Annotated in this window: 18 protein-coding genes; 11 read left to right on the top strand and 7 right to left on the bottom strand. The window is 53.0% G+C overall.

Going from position 1 to position 23970, the window contains the following annotated elements; translation table 11 throughout:
• Positions 1 to 7: 7 nt before the first annotated feature.
• From OH144_RS03130 to OH144_RS03100, 7 genes are all read right to left on the bottom strand, one after another.
• Positions 8 to 1915: a DUF294 nucleotidyltransferase-like domain-containing protein gene (locus OH144_RS03130; RefSeq protein ID WP_266204835.1), complete on the bottom strand. Its 1908-nt coding sequence runs from the start codon at positions 1913 to 1915 to the stop codon at positions 8 to 10.
• Positions 1912 to 2616 carry a 3'-5' exonuclease gene (locus tag OH144_RS03125; RefSeq protein ID WP_266204834.1) on the bottom strand — a complete coding sequence of 235 codons (705 nt, stop codon included), beginning with the start codon at positions 2614 to 2616 and terminating at the stop codon, positions 1912 to 1914. Before OH144_RS03125 ends, OH144_RS03130 begins: the two co-directional genes overlap by 4 nt.
• Before the next feature lie 3 nt (positions 2617 to 2619).
• Positions 2620 to 3060: a GNAT family N-acetyltransferase gene (locus OH144_RS03120; RefSeq protein WP_266204833.1), complete on the bottom strand. Its 441-nt coding sequence runs from the start codon at positions 3058 to 3060 to the stop codon at positions 2620 to 2622.
• A gap of 774 nt (positions 3061 to 3834) precedes the next feature.
• Positions 3835 to 5610, bottom strand: a complete 1776-nt coding sequence (locus tag OH144_RS03115) for an aminopeptidase P family protein (protein ID WP_266204832.1) — start codon at positions 5608 to 5610, stop codon at positions 3835 to 3837.
• 67 nt (positions 5611 to 5677) lie between these two features.
• The gene (locus OH144_RS03110; protein ID WP_266204831.1) at positions 5678 to 6280 is read right to left on the bottom strand and encodes a short chain dehydrogenase; all 603 of its coding nucleotides are present in this window, start codon (positions 6278 to 6280) and stop codon (positions 5678 to 5680) included.
• A gap of 115 nt (positions 6281 to 6395) precedes the next feature.
• Positions 6396 to 7079, bottom strand: coding sequence for a 2'-5' RNA ligase family protein (locus tag OH144_RS03105; protein ID WP_266204830.1), 684 nt, complete (start codon positions 7077 to 7079; stop codon positions 6396 to 6398).
• 36 nt (positions 7080 to 7115) lie between these two features.
• Positions 7116 to 8066: a hypothetical protein gene (locus OH144_RS03100; RefSeq protein ID WP_266204829.1), complete on the bottom strand. Its 951-nt coding sequence runs from the start codon at positions 8064 to 8066 to the stop codon at positions 7116 to 7118.
• A 223-nt stretch (positions 8067 to 8289) separates the two neighbouring features.
• Here OH144_RS03100 and OH144_RS03095 point away from each other — a divergent pair, with 223 nt between their 5' ends.
• The 11 genes from OH144_RS03095 (at position 8290) to OH144_RS03045 (ending at position 23970) form a co-directional block, all read left to right on the top strand.
• The gene (locus OH144_RS03095) at positions 8290 to 9534 is read left to right on the top strand and encodes an efflux RND transporter periplasmic adaptor subunit (protein ID WP_266204828.1); all 1245 of its coding nucleotides are present in this window, start codon (positions 8290 to 8292) and stop codon (positions 9532 to 9534) included.
• A 167-nt stretch (positions 9535 to 9701) separates the two neighbouring features.
• Positions 9702 to 11183: a TolC family protein gene (locus tag OH144_RS03090; protein WP_266204827.1), complete on the top strand. Its 1482-nt coding sequence runs from the start codon at positions 9702 to 9704 to the stop codon at positions 11181 to 11183.
• A gap of 633 nt (positions 11184 to 11816) precedes the next feature.
• Positions 11817 to 12518, top strand: a complete 702-nt coding sequence (locus OH144_RS03085) for an ABC transporter ATP-binding protein (RefSeq protein ID WP_266204826.1) — start codon at positions 11817 to 11819, stop codon at positions 12516 to 12518.
• A 2-nt stretch (positions 12519 to 12520) separates the two neighbouring features.
• A complete protein-coding gene (locus OH144_RS03080) occupies positions 12521 to 13762 on the top strand; it encodes an ABC transporter permease (RefSeq protein WP_266204825.1) in 1242 nt (413 codons plus the stop codon).
• Positions 13759 to 14937: an ABC transporter permease gene (locus OH144_RS03075; RefSeq protein WP_266204824.1), complete on the top strand. Its 1179-nt coding sequence runs from the start codon at positions 13759 to 13761 to the stop codon at positions 14935 to 14937. The genes OH144_RS03080 and OH144_RS03075 overlap by 4 nt, the downstream gene beginning before the upstream one ends.
• Before the next feature lie 758 nt (positions 14938 to 15695).
• A complete protein-coding gene (locus tag OH144_RS03070) occupies positions 15696 to 17075 on the top strand; it encodes a sigma-54-dependent transcriptional regulator (protein WP_266204823.1) in 1380 nt (459 codons plus the stop codon).
• Complete coding sequence (locus OH144_RS03065) at positions 17059 to 18357, top strand: sensor histidine kinase (protein WP_266204822.1); 1299 nt, start codon at positions 17059 to 17061, stop codon at positions 18355 to 18357. The genes OH144_RS03070 and OH144_RS03065 overlap by 17 nt, the downstream gene beginning before the upstream one ends.
• A gap of 273 nt (positions 18358 to 18630) precedes the next feature.
• The gene (locus OH144_RS03060; protein WP_266204821.1) at positions 18631 to 18852 is read left to right on the top strand and encodes a hypothetical protein; all 222 of its coding nucleotides are present in this window, start codon (positions 18631 to 18633) and stop codon (positions 18850 to 18852) included.
• Between the two features lie 348 nt (positions 18853 to 19200).
• A complete protein-coding gene (locus OH144_RS03055; RefSeq protein WP_266204820.1) occupies positions 19201 to 19968 on the top strand; it encodes a polysaccharide biosynthesis/export family protein in 768 nt (255 codons plus the stop codon).
• Positions 19969 to 19970: 2 nt separating this feature from the next.
• Complete coding sequence (locus tag OH144_RS03050) at positions 19971 to 22343, top strand: GumC family protein (protein ID WP_266204819.1); 2373 nt, start codon at positions 19971 to 19973, stop codon at positions 22341 to 22343.
• 79 nt (positions 22344 to 22422) lie between these two features.
• On the top strand, positions 22423 to 23970 hold the full coding sequence (locus tag OH144_RS03045) for a lipopolysaccharide biosynthesis protein (protein ID WP_266204818.1): 1548 nt from the start codon (positions 22423 to 22425) through the stop codon (positions 23968 to 23970).

The following is a 23970-nucleotide window of genomic DNA, read 5'->3' as shown; positions in this document are numbered from 1 at the left end:
TGTTTTTTTATCCCAACAAGGAATTCGTGAACTTGAGTTTTATACTTGCCTGGAACTTGCCAATCGTCTTAAAGATCTCCTTCAGGGTTACTTGCTCAATTTTAGTCAGGCTGCGGATATCGATAAAGTTATCGGGGGCTGCCTTGTCCTGGATCATTTGCACAGCCTGCTTCTTCAGGCGCAGGCTCATCAGGTAGTAATAAGAATGCATCAGCTCGTGGAAATCCATGTCGTTGAACTCTCCCAAAGCTTTCAGGGCCTCCAGCCGCTCACCTGTGTTGGTCTTATATACCCTGTTCTTCAAGGCATACACGCGCACCAGGTCCACAATGGGAGTCATGGTTTTCTTGATGTCGAATACCTCCTGGCTCCCTTTGGTAAAGGTTTTGATGTTCTTGAAGAAGGTGAGCGGGGGCACGTACTGCAGCGCATTCTGCGCCATGTGGTAGAGGAAGCGACCTAGCGGTTTCTGCAGTTCCTCGTCCAGGAATACGCGCAGTTCCTCCATGATCGAGGCCTCGCCATAAATGTAGCGGCAGTCGAAGAAGGTGGAGAATTTCATTACCGTCTCCGGGTCGGGTTCCTGCATCCAGCTGCTGTAGTTGCGTTTCCAGTGCGAGAGCGAGTGCGTCCACTTAGGATTTTTGGCCATAAAGCCGCCCTTGCAGTAGCTAAAGCCAATCGTATCCAGTCGCTCCGACACCAGCTCGGCAAACCGGAGGAAATACTTCCGCACCAGTTCCCGCTGCTCGTTCGCCTTGTCTTCGTAAATAATGGCGTTGTCCTGGTCAGTGTTCAGCGTTTGCTCCTTGCGGCCCTCGCTGCCCAGCACCATGAACACGAACTTGGCAGGCGGGGCACCCATCTCCTCTATCACGCCCTCAATCACCTTGGTGGTGATGGTGTCCGACACGGTGGTGATCACCTGGTTCACGATCTCAGGCTTCACGCCGCGGTCCAGGAGTTGGTACACGATCTCGGGCACTTTCTCCCACTTCCGCTTCAGTTCCTCTGCCGACTGGGCCAGCTTTACCGATTGTATAAACACGAACGGTGACTGCGCCTGCTCGCTTAGCAGCTTGTTGCGGCTGATAAAGCCCACGTACTGCCCGTTCTGCTCTATCAACAGGTAGCGGGTCTTCGTACGGAACATCAAAAGTATGGCTTCATACACATAGGCCTGCGTGCTGATGCTCACGATCGGGTTATCCATCACCTGCTGCACCGGCTCCTGTACGTTTACCTGCCTGGCCACTACATTGTCGCGGATGCTGATGTCGGTGAGGTAGCCGATGATCTGCCCCTGCGCATCGTGCACGAACAGGCAGCTGACCTTTTTATCGGCCATCATTCTGGCTGCCACATAAATGGGCGTATCCCCGCTACAGGTAACCAGGTCGCGGTACACGAGCGTTTCAATTTTGCGGGAGTACAGCTGGTCGGAGGCAATGAAATTATCCTGAAAAGCAGAGGGCCGCTTCACAAAATGGGCAAACTCGTCGTTGAGCATACGGCGCCCAAACTCCGCCGTGAAGTGGTGGAAGAAATCCTCGTAGCCCAGGCAAAGCTGCCTGAAATCGCGGCGTGGCAGAAAGTATACTTTCGTGCCTTTTCTAGCGATAACCGACCGCAGCGACCTTTTGCGGTTCAGCAGCACCGAGATACCGCCGTAGCAGTAGCCACTGTGGTGATGCTCCAGCACCCGCTTGTTCTGTTCGCTGTCGTAAAAAAAGCTCTCGTATTCACCCTCCGCAATCAGGTCCACGCCCTTCATCTTGGTTATTTCCTGCAGATAGATGGCGGTGTCTTTGGTGTACTTCACCTCCTGCAGCAGATCAGCCACACTGAGCAGTACCTCTTCGGGCAGCAGGCTAAAGGGCTTTACCGTTTTTAGAAATGCTAGTTTGTCAGTCATAGAAGGGTGATAAGTATAACAGCAAGTATAAACAGTGCAAGCAGGAGCAGCAGAGACTCTTTTGCTTTAAAAAACGACCCCTTCGCCGGTTTCCGCTGCACCTGTTGCTGCTGCAGAATGGTTTCCGGGCTGATGTCGCCCTGCTCCATCAGCTTAAAGAAACAGGCAGCAGTGGCTTTTACGTCCACGGCGGCATCATGTTGGTGCTGCAGCGGCTCCTGAAAAAGGCGCTCATACAGTTCGCCCAGCCTCAGGAAGCTCTGCCTGCGCCCCAGCAGGAAATCGGCCGAGGCGTTCATGGTGCAGAAAGTGGGCAGCTGCGGCAGCGGGTTGGGCATGTTTGCCCGGTGGAAGCCCACCCCCAGCATGTGGAAATCGAGCTGCATAAAGTGGCCCACTACCAGCGGCTGGTACTGTTCCAGATCCTCGGCCAGCAGCGCAAGCACATCCTTTCTGGCTTTGCCATTGTCCTGCAGAAATTGCTTTGTGATGCCGTGAATTCTCTCAGATTCCTCTGAAATCTCCAGCTCCGGCTCATAGACATAATGATTCTCCGCCTTCAGCTCCTGCCCTTCTTTGGTATAAACGGCCCAGGCAATCTGCACAGAGTAGGGCCAGCTTTTCGCATCGGAGTAAGGGGCGTTCCAGTCCAGGGGGATGCCTGTCGTTTCGGTATCGATAAAAAGTATAAACTCCCGCATGGCTTATTCCGCTGTACTTGCGGCTGCCTCAGGAGTAGCTACACTTCCCTCCATCACCACGTAATCTTTCCCGCCCTTCCTGAACGTATGGCTTGTTTCCTGCAACCCGAAGCGCTTGTAAAATTCTGCTTTCTCCTGCCGCGCGTTGCACCAGAGCTGTGTTATACCTTGTGCTGATGCCTCTTTAAGCAGATGATGCAGCAACGCCGTGCCGTAACCTTTGCCCTGGTGCCGCGGCAAGGTGGCCAACTTGCGGAACTGCGCCCGCTGCCCCGCCACAAACAGCGACACCACCGAGACCAACTCACCGGATAAGTATAAACCAAAGTGCTGCCCGCTTTTATCCTCGGGCAGCTGCACATAGTTTATACTTTGCTGCGGCCACATCACGTCGCGCCTGAGCTGCCAGGTGTCTTCGGCTCTAATCTCTTTTATCTGCATCATCCATACTTATTCTTTCAACTTCATGGCGCAAGTCTTCAGGCTTGTGTCATGCTGTGGTATCGAGTTTGCAACTCGACTGGCTTAAAAAGCCATGCTTAATACTTGGGTTATACTTGCTGGTTTATACTTCATACCTATCGCTGGCGCGAGTTTGTAACCCGTGCCTTCTATGATGTCGGGTTTGCAATCTGACTGGCTCGCAGAGCCATGCTTCATACTTGGGCTATACTTTTATACTTACCGGTTTATACTTGCATAGCCTCTGCTTCCTTCAGCGTGAACTAAGGTATCTCTGCTAACTCCTGTTCATCCACGGCTTTACAACCTGCTCGTTTCACCTCTGGCTTTGGTGCTCTCCAGCCCGAGAGGGCCCGCCTTGGGGGTAGGGGCCCTCGATAAGGGTATCGCGCTGGGAGCTTTTCCTTTGCTCCTGACGTCGCAATGCCTCACTTCGTTCAGCACCGGAAAAACTTGCATAGGTGCTCAACCCAAAGACTGGGTTCAGATTCGATAGCCACTGCTATTACGACTGTCCCCTCCTCTGGACTAGCCAAAACGTGAGTTTTGAGGTAGCGAGCGTAGCTCTCAGGGGTGGGTTCATACTTAGTAGGGACAGGTCGCGACCTGTCCGAGCGAAAACAGCGGTTATGCAATTTATACTTCAGCACCAGCAATAACAGGCTCCCCTCCTTAGTCAAGGAGGGGCAGGGGTGGTTGGACCCGGTACAGCAAAAAGCTCCCTCCCCTGTTCTTAGGGGAGGGCTGGGGTTCACCCTAAATCGCTTTCGCTTTCTCTTTCAGCCAGGCCAGTTCATCTTCTGCCAGGTGTGGGCCGAGTTTCTCCACCACTTGCTGGTGGTACTCGTTCAGCCATTTGATCTGGTGCGCCTCCAGCAGCTCTTTCTTCACCGGTGTGGTGTCGATCAGGGTCAGCGTGAGGTGCTCGAACGTATAAAACTCGCCGAAGTCGTTTGTTTCGTCGGGCACGGTGAGCACCAGGTTCTCGATGCGGATGCCGTGCTTGCCCGGGCGGTAAATGCCTGGCTCCACCGAAGAGATCATCCCCAGCTCCAGGTCTACAGCCGTTGGCGTTGGGTTGAGCACGTGCGGACCTTCGTGCACGTTCAGGAAGAAACCCACGCCATGACCGGTGCCGTGGCCGTAGTTGCGGGCATAGTCCCAGAGCGGTTTGCGGGTGATGGCATCGATCTGGTACCCTTTCGTGCCCTTCGGGTAGCGGGCCGTAGAGCCGTCTATCATGCCCTTCAGCACCAAAGTATAATCTGTACTTTCCTCTTCGGTTAAATTGCCCAGCGATACCACGCGCGTAATGTCGGTGGTGCCGGAAGTGTACTGGCCGCCGGAGTCTACCAGCAGCAGGCCCTCTGGCTGCAGCTCCACGTCGCTTTCCTCGGTCACGCGGTAATGCGGCAAAGCACCATGCGCTCGGTAGCCGGAAATCGTATCGAAGCTTTCGCCTACAAAGCCGTCCTGCTGGGCGCGGAACTCGCGCACTTTCTCCACTACCGTCAGCTCCGTGATCCTGGTCTTGCCGATGTTTTCCTCCAGCCACTTAAAGAAGCGGGTCAGCGCCACGCCGTCTTTTACCATCGTCTGGCGGGTGTGCTGCACCTCCACCTCGTTCTTCATGGCTTTAAAGAAGGTGGTTGGGTTGGTATCCTGAATCACGCGCACTTCTTTTGGCAGCTCCTTATACAGGGCATAGCAGTTGCGGCGCGGATCAACCAGGATGCTGTTGCCAGGTATGGCCGACACGGCCCGTTCGATCATATCATAGGTCTCCAGCTCCACGCCCGCTTTTCTTAGCCTGGCCTGGTCTTCTTCCGTGAGTTTGGTTGTATCAATAAACAGCAAGGCTTTGTCCTGGCTGATGAGGGCGAAGCTCAGCACCACCGGGTTACACTTTACATCGGAGCCGCGCATGTTAAAGAGCCAGGCCAAATCGTCCAGCGAGGAGATCAGGTGGTACTCAGCTCTGTGCTTTTTCAGGGCATTACGCAGGCGCTCCAGCTTACTCTCCAGGCTCTCCCCCACTACTTCCTCACCCAGCAAAAAGGCCGGGGCAGCAGGCAAGTTCGGACGGTCCGTCCAGATCGGCTCCAGGTAATCGCGCTCGCTGTTAATTTTAAAACCGATAGGCGTTAGCTGCGACTCCAGCAACTGCGCCAGCGCTACCGAAATCAGCTTTCCGTCGAAAGCCACGGTGGCGCCCTCCGGCAGCCGCTCGGCCAGCCAGCCGATGTATTCCGGGGCGTTCTGCACGTGCAGCTTCGCCAGCTCAAAACCGGTGCCTTCCAGCTGCTCATTGGCCTGCACAAAATAGCGGGCATCCGTCCACAGGTGCGCTGCCTCCTCGGTAATTACCAGTGTGCCTGCCGAACCGGTAAAACCGGAGGCAAACTCAATGCATTTATACCTGTCTGGCACATACTCACTTATATGGGGATCAGCCGATGGAATGATATAGGCACTCACGCCCTCCCCTTTCATCTGGCTTCGGATGGCTGCTAATTTATCTCTGTAGGTCATGTAAAATCTGGTTTTCGGTTCGGGGCAAATTAAGGAAAGATGGGGAGAAATGCTCAGGAAAGCGGTTTTAATATACCTTGATAACCTGGCCGGTACAGATACCAAGTATACTTTTAAGGTAGCCGTTCACCACTCGCTCCATCGGCACCGGGTTATGACCGGGGAAGTAGCTACCGATGGCCTCTGCCGAGTCCTCCACTACGCCGGGGCTCACCACGTTAATGCGGATTCCCTGCTGCAGAAGCTCGCCCGCAGCCCCTATCACAAAGCCATTCACAGCGGAGTTTACCGTACTCAGCACCGCACCCAGCGCAATCGGGTCTTCTGCCAGAATACCGGAGGTAAGGGTTATACTTCCGCCGGGGCTCAGGTGCTTCTGCCCGATGAGGGCCAGGTTTATCTGCCCCATCATTTTGCTGCGGAAGCCTTCCTGGAAATGCTCCTGCGTCAGGTCTTGTACTGGCGCCATGGGCGCACTACCGGCGGCCACCACAAGGGCATCTACCTTGCCTACGGCGTTAAACATTTCCTCAATCGAGCGCGGGTCTGTCATGTCTACCTGCACATCGCCGCTCTTAGAGCCGGCCGTTACGATTTCGTGCTGGTCCTGCAGGCGCCAGTAGATGCGTTTGCCAATGGTGCCGGTGCCGCCGACGAGTAAAATCTTCATAGTTTTTTAGGTTTAGGTTGATGAATAAAGTATACGGTTGTACTTCCGTTTTTATAGGAAGTATAACAGATAGGAAGTATAGAGGTTTTAGATGGTAAGTATAAAGCCGGAACGGTTACCGAAGCTCGAACCGATGCAGCACCTGCACATGCTTTTCGCGCTGGTACCAATCGTTGTAGACCAGCTCCAGGGCCTGTGCCCTGAACGTACCGAAATCATGGTTTCTGTACTTCTCCAGCACCTGCAGGAAAGCTCCCAGGTGGGTGATTTCTTTTCGGAACCGGACAACGGTGGCATGCGCTGTTTGTATGGTATAACGCTTGTCTATACTTTGCTCCAGCCCGGAATGCTTAAAGTTTACCCGCAGGTTTTCCCGCAGCTCGTTCAGCGTAGCATCCAGCATAAAACCCTGCACCATCGCGCAGGATGGGGAAGCCGTAATGCCTTTAAAGCTGATGTTGATCTCCCGCCGAGTAGGTATACTTTCCCGGATTAGCTCCACATAGGCCGGAACAGAAATTTGCCCCAACGCAAAGCCGCTGTAGCAAGAGATGATTGACATAACCGTGATGTGGATGTCTGAGGCCGGGTAATAGTACTGCGCCGGATCTACGGCTTTCAGCTCACCGAGGAATGCCTGGATGTGCTGCTTTGTCTGCTCGTCGGGCCGCAGCAGCAGCGTGATACCGAAACGATTATCGTTGGGCGAATCCAGCAGCGGGTCGAGCTGGTATTGGCCGGAGCTGATTTTCTCTATCGAGGCTTTGTAGAGGGTATCGTAGTGATCCGGGAGATTCATGGGGTGGTGGATCAAATATAAAAAATCAAATCTGGCTTAGAAAAGGTAAAAATCTACATCATCTTGTTCAACATCCTTGAATACTGTATCTGCACAGTGCTGGAGCACCTTACTCTTTTTTGACTCAGACCAAGTACTAAAATGGAGCGGACTGATAAAGAAATTATCTGAGTTTCGAATTATCAATTTAGAAATTTCATAGTTGCGTACAGATACATTATTGCTTCTTAAGCATTTGAATAAGTAGTCATTGACTTGCGAACTCTCATCTTTAGTAGAGGAAAATATCGCATAGGTTAACTTATTGTTAACGGGAAAAATATTCATCAAAACTCTCGGTACAGTGTCTCTAAACTGGAAAGAGTCGATTGAAAATAACTGACTACAAGCAACTGTTGCCCTATCTGTTTCTATTTTGAAAATTTGATGAGTAAGATAGTCATAGTTTCCAGCCAGAAAAGCATTATCAAATCCAATCTTATATTCATAAGTATCGAAAGCATCCATAATGTTTTGCAATGCAAACTCCCCTTCCATTGAAGGTGCGTCTTTTGCACATAAACCTAAATGTGCTTTACTGAAATAGCCTTCTTGTATCTTAATTGCTCTTGTCATACTAGCATGAAGCTCCTTAAGAACAGATCTATATGCTAGCAGAAAAAGTTGTTCTTTATCATCTACTTCAAAATCAGAATCATCAATTGGTTTAAAGAGGCTCTTGTCATGGTGCTGACATAGGCCTTCAAACACTGATGCCTTATTTCGACCGATCAAACCAAATGAAGGTACTGGAGCATGACTTTTATTGGTGATTTGTTGGATACTGACTAGATGATCTTTATCACTGAGTAAATCAAAAACTTTTGAGTTCTGTATTGAATGAGCTCTTATAGGTTTTTCAGAGCATGTCATTCCTGGATATAGGCAGATGAATGCTTTTGTGTTGAAGGAGTTGTAGTAAGATTTCAGCAACCTTTTATCTATCATGGTTTACTTGATAAGGATGACAAACTCACTGATATAGTTATCAAATTTAAGCATAATCTTTGGTAAACCCTCCCCCTCCCAAAACCGAACAAACTGTTCAATACTGAACACATCCAAATGCCTAAAAACCAACAATTTTCAACACAAATACCTGTAAATCAAAATTTTAAATAACTGGCACCTAAATTGGCTATACCCTCACGAGCAAGTATAAAATAAAACTATGGATCGTGAATTATCAGCCGCTACCAAACAAGCTAACCGCCGCAAGCGCATCTGGCAGATAAGTATAGCCGCGGCGCTGGTGCTGGCAGCCATCTTCGGGTTCAGAAGTCTGCTGGCACCCGGCATCAGGCGCAGCGAGGTACGAACCGCTGTGGTGGAGCGGGGGCCAGTAGTAGCTACCCTCACCGCCTCGGGTGTGGTGGTGCCGGAGCATGAGCAGGCCATTACCAGCCCCATTCAGGCGCGCATCGAGCAGGTGGTGCGTAATACCGGCGAGCAGGTGCAACCCGGTGAACAGGTGCTCCTCCTCGATCGCTCCTATACCCAACTCGCCTACGATAAGCTGAAGGACGAGCAGCAACTGAACCAGCACAAGAGCGTGCAGATGCGCCTGGAACTGGAGAAAAAACTGAATAGCCTGGAGTCGCAGCTGGCCATTAAGCGCATGAACGTGAAAAGCCTGGAGGCGCAGCTGGAAGACGAGCAGTACTTGTTAAAGATAGGCGGCGGCACACGCGAGCAGGTAAAGCAGGCAGAGCTGAAACTGAAAATAGCCCAGCAGGAACTGGCACAACTGGAGCAGGACATCGAAAGCGAGCGCAAACTGCTGAAAGCCGACGAGCAGGAGTTAAGTTTTACCCTGGCGATGAACGGCCGCTCGCTGGAAGAACTGGAGCGCAAGATGGAACAGGCCGAAGTACGTGCCACCCGCCCCGGCGTGGTAACCTGGGTGAAGAACGAGATTGGCAGCAGCGTGAACGCCGGCGAGGTGATCGCCCGACTGGCCGACCTGAGCAGCTTCCGGGTACAGGCCAGCATTTCGGATGCCTTTGCAGACCAGTTGCATGTGGGTGGCGAGGCCGTTGCCCGCATCAACAACACCGACCTGAAAGGCAGCATCGTAGCCATTGAGCCTTCGGTAAAGAACGGCACCGTCACCTTTTACGTGGCCCTGCAGGAGAAGAGCCACCAACTGCTGCGCCCCAGCCTCCGCGTGGACCTCTTTGTGACCACCACCACCAAAAACAACACCCTGAGAGTGAAAAACGGCCCCTACTTTAACAGTGGCTCCCTGGATAAACTGTTCGTGCTGCGCGAGGATGAGCTGATACAAGTACCTGCCCGCACCGGCGTCAGCAACACCGATTTTGTAGAGTTGGAAAATGGCGTGGAGCCTGGTGATGTGGTTGTGATCTCAGACATGAAGGACTACGAGCACGTGCAGAAAGTGAGGTTGAAGTAGAGCCCGAATCAAGTATCAAGACACACGTAGCGAGACCTTTCTATACACCTGTTGCTGGCGCGAGTTTGTAACTCGTGCCTATAAGACGCTGAATGACCACCTTCGGATTTATACTTTAAAAGTCGTGATTCCTGATGCGTGCTACCTGATACGCTTAAACTAAAACTATGAAAAAGCATTACCCATACTGTTTGTTGTTTGTACTCTTTGCCCTGCACTGTGGCCAAAGTATAGCACAGCCTGGCACGCGGCAACTGAGCCTGCAGGAGGTGGTAACTTTGGCGCAGGCGCAGTCGGCAGAGGCGCTGCAGGTGGAGACTAGCCGGGAGAACAGTTATTGGAAATGGCGCAGCGTAAAATCGGAGTACCGGCCGCAGCTCAGCCTGGAGGGAACGCTTCCGGATTTCAGCCGCACCATCACCCCGGTTACCCAACCCGACGGCACCACCGAGTTCCGGCCTGTTTCCATCAACAATACAGACCTTGGACTTACGCTAAGCCAGGTGATCAGCCCGACCGGCGGCAAGGTGTTCGTTACTTCTCTGATGCAGCGTTTCGACGATTTTGACCGCGAACAGACCCGCTACAACGGCAACCCGGCCATTATCGGGCTGGAGCAGCCGCTATTTGCCTACAACGCCCTGAGCTGGAACAAGAAGATAGAGCCGCTGCGCTACGAGGAGTCGCAGAAGCAGTATGTGGAGGACCGGGAGGAAATAGCCGTAAAAGCCACCGGTTTATACTTCGACCTGCTGCTGGCCCAGGTAAACCAAGGTATAGCCGCCAAGAACCTGGCCAACAACGACACGCTCTACCAGGTGGCCCAGGAAAAGTATAAACTCGGCCGCCTCTCTAAAAACGACCTGCTGCAGCTGCGCCTGGCAGTGCTTAACTCTGATCTGGCGCTGGCCCAGGCCAACCTGGATGAGCAAACGGCCGCGCTGGCCCTGCGCAATTACATCGGCCTGAAAGACAGTAACCGCTTTAGCCTGCACGTACCGGAAAGTATCCCTAATGCTGCTGTGGCAACAGACCTGGCACTAGCCGAGGCCAGGAAGAACCGCAAGGAAAGTATAAACTTCAGGCGCAGGATGCTGGAGGCTGAGAGTCTGGTGGCCAAAGCCCGTGGCGACAATGGATTTAACGCCAGCCTTTTCGCCACTTTTGGCCTCACAAACCAGGGCGCTGTTTTGAGTGATATCTACAACCGCCCCGATAACCAGCAGCGTGCGCGCATCGGCTTTACCATGCCTATACTCGATTGGGGCCGGCAGCGCTCCGTTACCAAAGTGGCGCAGTTGAACCAGCAGTTGGTGGAGTATACCATCAGCCAAGAAGAAACCAACTTTGAGCAGGCCGTGGTGACGCAGGTGAACCAGTACAACACCCTAAAAAACCGCATCAGAACCACTGCCGAGGCCGATGCCATCGCCGCAGAGCGCTACGAGATCGCGAAGAACACGTTCCTGATTGGCCGCATCAGCATTACCGAACTAAACATCGCTCTAGCTGAGAAAGACCAGGCCCGCCGCGCCTACATCGCCTCGCTCAGCGAGTTCTGGGAAGCCCATTATACTTTGAGACAGCTAACACTTTATGATTTTGAACGACAAGAACCGATTGTGGCGGAGGCGCAGGAGGGGGTATGAGAAATTATACATCTCCCCAACCCTACCCTAAAAACAGGGGAGGGAGTTTTCGGCAGTACCGGGTCTAACCACCCCTACCCCTCCTTGTCAAAGGAGGGGAGCTCTGTTGAAGCTCTGTCAGCGGCGGCTATTGAGATTTGATTCCAGTGCTTGGGTTGAGCGCCTTGTAGATTTACGGTTTCGCTTCAGCGAAATTGCGACAGCAAAGGAAATGTACACCGCGCGATGCCCTTATCGAGGGCCCCTACCCCCAGGACGAGCCCTCTCGGGCTTGAGAGAGCCAAAACTGGAGGTGAAACAACTCATGTTGTAAAGCCAGAGGGAAGAACGGAAACTAGTAAGGATAGCTTGGTTCCAGTGGAAGGAAGCAGTGGCTAAGAAAGGCGCAAGCGGACGCTTGCGCCATGTAAATGAGGAAAGTATAAAGTATGGCTTTTCAAGCCACCCGGATTGCAAAGCCGACATCATAGCAGGGCACGGGTTGCAAACCCGCGCCAGCGATAGGATAGGAAAGCACGAGGTGCAAACTCGCGCCAGCGGTTGGGACTCAAGTCTGAAGACTTGCGCCATGAAGTTAGTAGCAGCTAAAACACTGAATCACCATAAAAACCAAAAGACATTAAATTTAAAACTATGATCACGCTATCAAACATCGAAAAGGTCTACCAAACCAAGTCCATCGAGACGGTAGCCCTGCAGCACGTGAACTTGCGGGTTCCAAAAGGCGAATTCCTCTCCATCATGGGCCCTTCGGGCTGCGGCAAATCCACGCTGCTCAACATCATGGGCCTGCTGGACGTGCCGACCCAAGGCACGGTGGAAATTGATGGACATACCATCACCAGCTATAAAGACAAAGAATTAGCGCACATCCGCAACGAGAAGATCGGCTTTGTTTTCCAGAGTTACCACCTGGTAAACGACCTGAGCGTGCTCGACAACGTGGAGCTGCCCCTGCTCTACCGCAGCGGCATCTCTGCCTCCGAGCGCACCAGGCGCGCCAAAACCGCTCTGGAGAAAGTGGGCCTGAGCGCCCGCACCAAACACTACCCCACGCAGCTCTCGGGCGGACAGCGCCAGCGCGTGGCCATTGCCCGCGCGCTGATCGGCCAGCCGCAGCTTATACTTGCCGACGAGCCCACCGGCAACCTGGACTCGGTGATGGGCGAAGAGATCATGAATATCCTGCTGAACCTAAACCAAGTGGATGGCACCACCATCGTGATGGTGACGCACGACGAGAACATGGCCCAGAAAACCGAGCGCCTGGTGCGCTTCTTCGACGGGCAGCAGGTATCTGACGCCAAGGTGTTCGCGAACCTACAGCAAGTATAGCCATGCTGAAGAACTACCTGAAAATAGCCTGGAAGGTGCTCTTGCGGCGCAAGTTCTTTACCTTCATCAGCCTCTTTGGCATCAGCTTTACCCTGATGGTGCTGGTGGTGGCCACCTCCCTCTTCGACCACGCCTTCGGGCCGCAAATGCCTGAGCGCGACACAGATAAACTGCTTTTCGTAAACATGATGCGCGAGCAGATAAAGGATGGCCATACGAGAGGCGGCCCTCCCAGCTACCACTTCCTCGACCGTAACGTGCGCACGCTGCAAACCCCTGAAAAGGTGTCCATCAACACCATGTTTTTCCAGGTCAACAGCTACATCAATAACCGCAAACTGGCCCTCGACATCAAGTATACCGATCAGGAGTTTTGGGATATCCTGGATTTTAACTTCGTGGAAGGAGGTCCTTTCGGGCAGCAGGAGGTGAAGAGCGCCAGCCGCGTAGCCGTGATTAACGAAAGCACCCGCAAAAATTACTTTGGTGAAGACGAGGCCCTGGGGCAGTACATAGAAGTAGACCAGGTAAAGTATAAAGTAGTGGGTATTGTGGAGAATGTGTCTGTGCTGCGCCTGCACTCCTATGCCGATGTGTGGGTGCCCATCTCGCTCAAAAGCCAGGACTTTAATAAGCCGGGCCTGCATGGTACTTACTTTGCCACCATCAAAGCGGCGAAGGCCTCGGATATCCCTCAGATCAAAAAGGAGTATGCCACGATGATGGCCGAAGTGGAGCGCCAGCACCCTGAAAAAGAAGTAGAGTTAAGTTCTTTCCCCGACACCTTCCTGGAGAGCATTGCCCGCACTTTCCTGGGCAATGGGAAGGAGCCGGGCGTGGGCATCCTGTATGCCCTGCTGATGGCGCTTGCCTTGCTGTTCATGCTGCTGCCTGCCATCAATCTGGTAAACATCAACATCAGCCGCATCATGGAGCGCTCCTCCGAGATAGGGGTGCGCAAGGCCTTCGGCGCCTCTTCCTCCACCATCATCGGGCAGTTTCTGGTAGAGAACATCTTCCTGACGCTGCTGGGTGGTTTACTGGGTTTTGTACTGTCGGCCCTGGTACTGTGGCTCATTAACGATAGCGGCATTATCGTTTACGCAGACCTGAGCCTGAACCTGCGCATATTTGGGGTGGGCTTGCTGCTCTGCCTTGTTTTTGGGTTGGTTTCCGGGGTATACCCCGCTTTTAAGATGTCACGCTTACAAGCCGTAGAGGCACTGAGAGGAGGTTCAAAATGATACGCCATCTGTTTAAACTGATCTGGAACCGGAAGAAAAGCAACTTCCTGCTGATCACTGAAATTTTCATTTGCTTTTTAGTGCTGTTCGGGGTACTTAGCCTGGTAGTTTATAACGTACGCAACTACAACAAACCCTTGGGCTTTGAGCACGAGCAAGTGTGGCTGCTGACCATGCGCCCTGACCTTGACTCCGCCTCGCTAAATCGCCGGAACATGGAGCAAGCACTGCAGCTTGTAAAAAGTATGCCGGAGGTAGAGGCCGCTTCGCTTACCAGCAGCAATGCGCCGTTTTCTTTCAGCCAAATGAACAATGGCGTCTCTTACAACAATAAGCGGATTGAAGCCAATATCTACGAGGTGCAGGATGATTTTAAGGACGTGATGCAGGTACAGGTAAGCGAAGGACGCTGGTTCGGTGCGCAGGACGACGCCTCGCACCATGTGCCGATTGTGATCAACGAGGTGATGCGCCAGCAACTGTTTGGGGATGAGAACCCGCTCGGGAAACTGTTCCCTCAGAACGACAGCACCAACTTTCAGGTGGTGGGGGTTGTGGCCAATTTCCGCCCCGCCAGCGAATATGCGGCCGAGGAACCAGGCTATTTCGAACGTATACTTCTCGCTAAAAAGGAGCACGCGTTCTGGGGAGAGATGCTGATCCGGGTAAAGCCTGGAACCGGGGTAGCCTTCGAGGAGAAGATGATCAGGCAGCTGGGGCAGGTTGCCAAGAACTGGACGCTGGAAGTCTCGACGCTGGAGAAAATGCGGCAGAATAAATCCAAGCTCGCCCTGGTACCTCTTATCGCACTGGGTCTGGTCTGTGGCTTCCTGATCTTTAACGTGGCGTTGGGCTTGTTTGGCGTGCTGTGGCACAACATCAGCCGTCGTAACAGCGAAATCGGCTTGCGCAGGGCCCTGGGGGCAGCTTCTTCTCAGATCTACTGGCAGTTCATCGGCGAGGTACTGGTGCTGGCAACGTTCGGCTTGCTGCTGGGCGTGTTCTTTGCCGTGCAGTTTCCGCTCCTGCAGGTGTTTCAGGTAGAGTCAGAAGTATACTTCATAGCACTTTTCAGTGCTGTGTGCGTCGTGTACCTGCTCACCGCCATCTGCGCCTTTTACCCAAGCCGGCAAGCCGCCAAAATACATCCTGCCGTGGCGTTGCATGAAGAGTAAGTCTCTTGTCAGGGGAGGGAGATTTCACCCCTCTCCTAAACACAGGGGAGGGAGATTTAGCAATGCCGGGTCCAACCACCCCTGGCCCCTCCTTATCCAAGGAGGGGAGTTGTTTGCATACGATTACATCCCCCTACCCCCTTCAAAGAGGGACTTAGTTCATGTTGCATTAGTAGCGGCTATCGAATCTGTTCCCAGCCTTTGGGTTGAGCGCCTTGTAGATTTCCGGTGCCGCAGGCAGCCCGAGGCACGAGGGCAGGAAATGTACACCGCGCGATGCCCGAAGGCGAGGCCTCCCGGCCTAGGAGGGAGCCAAGTTGGCTATAGAAAGGTAGGTTGGTGGGAACTAGAGGATGAACGGAGGTTAGAAAGGATAGCTTGGTTCAAGTGGAAGGAAGCGGTGGCTCAGGGAAGTATAAGCTGCAAAGTATTAAAGGACACGAGCTACAAGCTCGCGCCAGCAAAAGTATAAATCAGCAAGTATAGCTCAAGTATAAAAGCACAGCTAAAGTATAAAGTAAGGCTTTTCAAGCCAGTCGAGGCACAGACTCGATACCATTGTAGGACACAAGTCTGAAGACTTGAGCCAGAAAAGAGAAGTATAAAAGTATAGCCCAAGTATAAAAGCATGATGTATGAGGCCCTGAGAAACCACAGCAAAGAACAAGAAAGAAAAGTATAACCAACAAAACCAACAACCCTTTACACACTACCTATTTATACCTCAAACCCTTATCTTTATACTTCAAACGCAAACCATGATCCTGATAATCGACGATGACGTAGCCGTACGCGCTTCCTTGAGCCTGCTGCTCAAGCAGAACGGGTACAAGACCAACGAGGCTGCCAACCCGAAGGAGGCGCTGCAGCTGGCGGAGCTGCATCCATTCGACCTGGCGATCATGGACATGAATTTCTCTATCAACACCACAGGCCACGACGGCCTGGACCTGCTGAGCAAGTTCAAAAGGCTGTACCCGAAATTGCCTGTTATACTCATCACCGGCTGGGGGTCCATTAATCTGGCCGTAGAGGGCATGCGGCTGGGCGCGGCCGACTTTATCACCAAGCCCTGGAGCAACGACTACCTGGTGCAGGCGGTGCGTACGGCACTGAGCTTGTCGCAGCAGGCGGCAGACGTGGGAGGAGCCCTTACTCGCCAGAAGCTTGACCAGCAGTACGACTTCAGCAACATCATCGGGCAAGACCCGCAGCTGCTACAGATTCTTAAAAAGATCGGGCAGATTGCCCCGACCGATGCCTCAGTGCTGATTGAGGGCGAAAGCGGCACCGGCAAGGAACTCATCGCCGAGGCCATCCACCGCAACAGCCTGCGCAAAAGCCAGCCTTTTGTGAAAGTGAACTTGGGCGGCATTTCCTCCACCCTCTTCGAGAGCGAGATGTTCGGCCACAAGCGCGGCGCCTTCACCGATGCCAAGTCAGACCGCACGGGCCGTTTCGAGATGGCCAACAAGGGTACCATTTTTCTGGATGAGATTGGCGAGCTAGACCTGGGCAGCCAGGTAAAACTGCTGCGCGTGCTGCAGGATCGCACCTATGAGGTACTTGGCGACAGCCGCTCCCGCAAACTCGACATCCGGGTGGTGTGCGCCACCAACCGTGATCTGGCAAAACTGGTGGAGGAAGGAAGGTTCCGGGAGGATTTATACTATAGAATTAACCTGATAAAGGTAAAGCTGCCGGCCCTGCGCGAGCGCGAGGGTGATGTGCCGCTGCTGGTGCAGTACTTTGTTAGCAATCTCAAAAAGACCTATAACCACCCGCAACTGGAGGTGAGCCAGCGGGCGCTGGAGTGGCTCAAGGAGTTGCCCCTGCCCGGCAACATCCGGGAGCTGAAGAACCTGGTGGAGCGCACGGTACTGGTGGCGGAGCGGGATGTGCTGCAGGCCGAGGACTTTCAGGCGCAGGCGCAGCAGAGCCCTGCCAAGCCCGGCGACAAAAACCTGCCCGCCGTGGGCACCATGACGCTGGAGGAGATGGAGGCTTCCATGATTCGCAAGTCGATGGACTTCTACCACAACAACATTAGCAAGGTGGCCCGCGCCCTGGGCCTGAGCCGCGCCGCCCTGTACCGCCGCCTCGACAAGTTCAACATCCCGTATGACGCTGCGGACTAAGTTTATACTTTTCGCCGTGTTTATACATGGCCTGCTGCTGGCATTGGCCTGGTTCCTGCTGCAACAGAACAAGTTCCTGTTCCTGGGCATTGAGCTTCTCATACTTGCTTCCGCCTATATCACCTTTCAGCTTTACCGCTCATTCTTCAAACCCCTGCAGCTGATCCGCTCGGGCATAGAATCCATCCGCGACAAGGACTTCTCCACCAAGTTTATGGCGGTGGGCCAAAAGGACCTGGACGAGCTGGTGAACGTGTACAACCGCATGATAGACCAGCTGCGGCAAGAGCGCGTGGCGCAGGCCGAGAAGCACTTTTTGCTCGACAAACTCATCCAGGCCTCCCCTGCCGGCATCATACTGCTGGGGTTCGATAACCAAGTGGAAAGTATAAACCCCGCAGCAGAGCGTTTTCTGGGGCAACCGGCCGCCACGCTCACCGGCAAGCACGTCAGCCAGCTGCCGGAGGCATGGGCCAAAGAACTGAAGGACCTGCCCACCGGCCAGTCCACCACGTTCCGCATCAGCGGCATCTGGACCTACCGCTGCCACCGCGCTCACTTCCTGGACCGCGGTTTTCAGCATTACTTCATCCTGATCGAGGAGCTGACTAAGGCCATCCTTCAGAACGAGCGCCAAGCCTACGAGAAGGTGATCCGGGTGATGTCGCATGAGGTGAACAACACCACTGGAGCGATCAACTCCATACTGGACTCGCTGGGGTTTTATACGTCGCAGCTGCGGCGCGAGGACCAGGAGGACTTTGCCCATGTGCTGCAGGTAGCCACCGAGCGAAACACCAACCTGAGTCGCTTTATGGCGAACTTTGCCGAGGTAGTGCGCCTGCCGCAGCCTAAAAAAGTACCAACAGACGTACATGCGTTGCTGCACAGCCTGCACCGCCTGCTGCAACCTGAACTGCAGCGGCGCCACATACAGTTGCAGTGGCAGTTGGCGCCCCGTCCGCTGGTGGTACCGCTGGATGCGCAACAGCTGGAGCAGGTGCTGCTCAATATCCTCAAAAACGCCATGGAGGCCATTGATGCAGACGGAGAGATCAGTATAAAGACCAGTGCTGACCCGCCGCAGCTAAGTATAACCGACTCCGGCGGCGGCATTTCGGAGGAGGTGCGGGCTCACCTGTTTACCCCGTTTTACACAACCAAGGCCAGCGGCCAGGGCATTGGCCTTACTATGGTGCGCGACATCCTGGTGAACCACGGTTTCTCCTTTTCCCTCCACTCAGACAACAGCCGCCACACCACCTTTCTCATCAGATTCTAGCCCTGGTTTCCTGCTCCTTATATACTTTTAGGCTGTACTTCATGATGTGGAGCCTACCTGGTTCGTACAACTGCAGCTGCGGGTAATTATAATTAATAAATAGGATTATAACTATAAAACCAGCAGCCTTACCCGCCTAAAACAATACAATTTCAAGCCGAATATTTATTATCAGAAGAATGTAACCTAATTGAAAGTAATTTCGTAGCCGCGCCGTGCGTCCTGTGTTTATTTTTTCTACATTGGACCCTCACTTTTAGCCAAACTAAACACATGGAGTACAACATTATCATCGCGCCAGACCTGGAGGGCCTGGCATCGGAGGTGGCGAGTTTCCTGCCACAGGGATGGAGATTGAAGGGCAGCATTCTGGAGCACGGCGAGGGGTACGCCCAGCAACTGGTGCGCAACACCAAAGACAAGTTCAGGGTACAGCAGCAGCAACAGCAGAATAGAAAGCCTACCAAGCAACGCCGCACCAGGTGGATTGAGTAGCAGCAGCACGTAATTTCTAGAGTGCACCCTTTCAGTTAAAAACCATTTCCGGGGCCTTGCCGAGGCAGCTCCGGAAATGGTTTTTCTTTTTGCCCCTCTCCTTCCCCCTGCACACTTTAAGCTCCAAGCCCCTCTTGCACTATGCCAACCCCCGCCTGCACTTAAAGCAAGCTTTCTGACAAATATCCAAAATTTTGGGGCGATTAGGTATCCTTTTATGCAAGCAGAAGTATATATGCCTGAACCGGAATTCCGGTACGCCTAAGCTTATACTTTAACACACAAATGCAACGCTTACAGATGCAGGATCAAGCTGCAGCCCTGTAAGATCACCCTTAACCCTTTATTATGAGAAATATAGTATACCTTCTCCTGCTTGTGCTAGGTGTCAGTTCCTGCATGACGAAAAAAGAACTCGTATACATCCAGAATTCCAATCTTAAAGAGAACGTCCCCACTGATTTCCAAACAAAGTATGCGGCCTATCAGCTGCAGACAAACGATGTCCTGTCTATAAAGGTGCTGAGCGTGGATCCGGACATGTCCAACCTGTTCAACATCACCAACCCCGTAAATGGCATGGGTATGTCGGAGCCGGCCAGCCTTTACCTGAGCGGCTACGCCATCGACACGGAAGGCTTCATAAACCTGCCCACCGTAGGCAAGCTGAAAGTAGAGGGCCTTACCACCTTGCAAACGCAGGAGATGATCCAGAAAAACCTGGACCGCTACATCACAGATGCTACGGTAGTAGTGAAGCTTATCAGCTTTAAGGTGAGCGTATTGGGCGAGGTCCGTAACCCGGGGTACTTCTACATCTACAACGAGCGCGCCAACCTGCTGGAGGGCCTGAGCATGGCCGGCGACCTAACCTTGGGCGCTGACCGCGAAAACGTCAAGCTCATCAGACAGAAAAAGGATGGATCCTCTGAAGTGGTATTGTTAGACCTCAAAGACCCGAACCTCGTACAATCCCAATACTATTACCTGATGCCCAACGACATGATCTATGTCGAGCCCCGAAATACACAATTAAAGCGCGATAACCTAATCGTATGGAACGCTGTGTTAGGGGTAATTTCCACCGGGGCATTATTGTACAATTTGTTTAAATAACGATGAGAAGAAATAAACAGGAGCACGAAATAGACATTAAGAGCTGGTTGTTCAAGTTCCGGTCTAACTGGTATTGGTTTGCCTTGAGTGCTGTGATCGCCCTGGCTGCGGGGTACGTGTATGTAAAAAGCTCCCCGCGCGTTTTCGAGTTTAAATCCACGCTGCTGCTCGGCGACCAGCAGACCGGCTCTAAAAAGGCGCAGGAACTGCTCGAGGTGCTGGATGTGCAAAGCAGGGGCATCAAGGTGGAGGACGAGATCGGCCTTTTGTCATCTGCCGAGATGATAAAGCAGGCCCTGCAAAAACTGGACTTTACCGTCGCCTACTACCGTGTAACCGATCACTGGCTCAATAAGATAAGCGACCTGGTGGTGGAGGAAGAGTACAAAACAGCCCCATACGAGGTAGACCTGGACACAAGCTCCATTCAGGTGGTGGATGTCCCGATTACGGTGCGCTTGCTGGACCAGAACACCTACGAGCTGGAGATTAACGCCGAGAACGCCCCGCGCTACGACTTCCGTACCAACGCCATCGTGGGCTCTATCCCGCAGCTCAGCTTTAAGAAGACGCTTAAGTTCGGCGAACCCTACAAGGATGAGAACCTGAGCCTGACGCTGGAGCGCAGCGACATGGAGAACCTGCCCCCTGCCAAGAAGTATTACTTCGTGATCAACAGCCTGGAAAGCCTCGTAAAGCAGCAGCAGGCTTCCTTGGGCATTGCCCCGATTGACCGTGAGGCGCGCGTGCTGGTGCTAGGCAGCAAGGGCAGCATTCCGGATAAGCAGGTGGCCTTCCTGAACACGCTGATGGCCGAGTACGTGGCCAACGACCTGAAGGATAAGAACGAGAACGGCATGAAGACGCTGGAGTTCATCGACAGCCAACTGGCGACCCTTTCGGACTCGCTGCGCCAGAGCAAGAACGCACTCTCTTCGTTTCGCTCCAATAACCGCATTGCCAACATCAACGTGCAGTCTAACCTCAACTACGAAAAGCTCTCGCAGCTGGAGGCCGAACGGGCGCGCCTGAACACCGACAAGACATACTATGAGAACATCCTGGACCAGATCAGAAACGGGAATGGTATCGCGCAGTCGGTGTCGCCTACCGTAGGTGGCATCCAGAGCCCGATCCTCAACAACCTGTTCCTGCAACTGGCTGAGCTGAACCAGAAGAAGGCTGGCTATAGAACCACGGCTACAGAAGAAAACCCGATGCTGCGCAAGATCGAGGGCGAGATTGCCAACACACGCGGCGCCATCGAGGCGAACCTGCAGAACCTGGTGGAGTCGGCTAACATCTCTATTGCCAACGTGACCGAGCGTATTAATAAGATTGAAGCCACGCTTGCCTCTTTGCCGGAGAACGAGCGCAGGCTGATGGACCTGCAGAGCCAGTCTGAGTTTATCGACAAGAAGTATGACTTTTTGCTGGAGAAGCGTGCTGAGGCGGCTATTGCCCTGGCCACCAACGCCACCGATAAAAAGATAGTGGATAAGGCCTCCATGGTGGGCACCACGCCGGTTAACGTGAAGCCGAAGATGATCTACCTGCTGGCGCTGATCATCGGCATGGCCATCCCTGCCAGCGTAATTGTGCTGCTGTCTAACGTAGACAACACCATACAGGGCAAGAACGATCTGAGCAACCTCACCAACATACCTTTCCTGGGCGTGGTGGCGCATGGTTCCAAGTCCGAGAAACTGGCCGTGCTGAACAACCAGCGCTCCGCCATCGCCGAGTCGTTCCGGTCGATACGCATTAACCTGCAGTACCTGATGGCGGATCAGGAGTTCAAGGTGATCGGGCTGACATCGTCCATCTCGGGAGAGGGCAAGACGTTCTGCTCCGTGAACCTAAGTTCCGAGATTGCCATGTCAGGCAAGCGCGTGGTGCTGATCGAGTCGGATATGCGCAAGCCTACCTTCAGCAAGTACTTCCCGGTGGCCGAGTCGGTGGGCCTCTCCTCGTACCTGACCCAGGGGTTACCGTTGGAGGAAGTGCTGCAGAAAACCTATATCGATAACCTCGACATCATCCCATGCGGGCCGATTCCGGACAATGCACTGCACCTGCTGGAGGCGCCGCGGATGCAACAGCTGGTAAACCAACTAAAGGAACAGTATGACTACATCGTGATCGACACGCCGCCAGTCGGGTATGTGTCAGAGTACTTCGTGCTCATGCGCCACATGGACGTGAACCTGTATGTGGTGAAGCACAAGTATACGAACAAGGATATGCTGGCGGAGATAAACGAGCTCTATAACGCCAAGCGGATCAAGAATATCTACATGATCATGAACGATCTGAACTACAACAAGACCTACGAGTACGGCTACAAGAAAAACGCCAAGTACTATTACGCCTAACGTCTTTACCAAACCAACAGGCTGGGTGCAGCTCTAACGGCTGCACCCAGCCTGCTTCTACTATCTTAGCGTTTCACACATGAGTAAAAACCTAGCCTCCAAAGCTGTCAGCGGCCTGAAGTGGGGATCCGTCTCTACCATCGCCAACGCAGTGATGCAGATCGGCTATACTTCGGCCATGGCCCGCCTGCTGGCCCCGGAGGCTTTCGGCCTGGTGGCTATTGCAGGTGTTATCATCCGGTTTGGCAGTTACTTCGCCCACCTTGGCCTTTCTCAGGCGATTATACAGAAGGAAGAGTTATCAGAGGATAACATTAGGGCGGCCTTTACATCGTCCACTCTATTAGGGTTAGCATTCACGCTGCTGGTGTGGGCACTGGCTCCTCTTGCTACCATGTTCTTTGACAACGGCACATTCGAGAGCGAGGCCGTCACCCCGATTGTCCGTGTCATGTCGCTTGCTTTTCTGATAGCTGGCCTCTCAGCCACAGCTTTTAGCCTGTCTGAGCGAAACATGCGTTTCAAGGAACTAAGTATCGTCGAGACGCTCTCTTATGTCATTTCGTATTTAGGTGTGGGGGTGCTGCTCGCTTACCTGGGCTATGGAGTTTGGAGCCTCGTTATCGCCACACTCACACAGTCTGCCCTTGTAGCAATTGGGGCTTACGTGATAACAAGGCATAACGTCCTGCCCCATTTTAAGTGGGAGTCTTATAAGCCATTGTTTAGCTATGGCAGCAAAATGTCTGTCATCAGTTTCCTGGAGTTTATCAGCCAGGACATGGCCACCATCCTTATTGGAAAGACACTCGGCCCCTACACGCTTGGCATATACGACAGGGCACACCGGCTGGTGAACCTGCCCATGTATATGCTTACACGCACCATCAGCCGTGTTATTTTCCCATCTTTCAGTAAGTTACAGGCAGAAACAACCAAGCTGGCCAGTGCCTATATTTCCAGCACGACGCTCCTGGCCACCATTATCATCCCCACTTGTCTGGGGTTGTTAGTGGCAGCGCCCGAAGTAGTATATGTCCTTTTAGGAGACCAGTGGGGCGAGTCGATCCCAGTGCTTCAGGTTCTCTGCCTGGCAATACCTTTGAGCTTTATAACCATGTTTGCCGGTATCGTGTGTGACGCCAAGGCCGTGCTCAACGCAAAGATAGTGCTCACACTGCTCTTTATAGGCGTGATCACGGGCTTCTTCTTTCTTTTCAGGGATCAGGGTTTGATAGGTTTCGCCTTTGCCATACTTGCCGGGGAACTGGTCCGTACCCTTTTCTACCAAACGGTACTTAATCGCATCCTGAAACTCAGCTATTCAAAACAACTCCTGGTATATGTGCCAGGTATAGTCAACGGAATGGTGATAGCTGCCGTGATATACGTTCTAAGCACCATGCTGCGAAGCGTTGGCCTGCCTCATCTACTTGTACTTGGCGCCCAGATCAGCACAGGGGCTGTTCTCTTTTTAGTCTTGACATTATTTTTCCCCCACAAGACCCTAAAGAACCAAATCAACGCGCTTCTCTCCAGGCTCGGGTTAGAGGATAACCCGACAAGTTACGTTGGCAGGCTCGTTTTGAAATACAGGAAAACTGTCATAAATAGTACAGAAGGATAA

Source organism: Pontibacter kalidii (genome assembly GCF_026278245.1).
GTDB classification, from domain to species: Bacteria; Bacteroidota; Bacteroidia; order Cytophagales; family Hymenobacteraceae; genus Pontibacter; species Pontibacter kalidii.
Note: the sequence above shows the minus strand (reverse complement) of the source record. Positions and strands in the feature narration are given on the sequence as shown.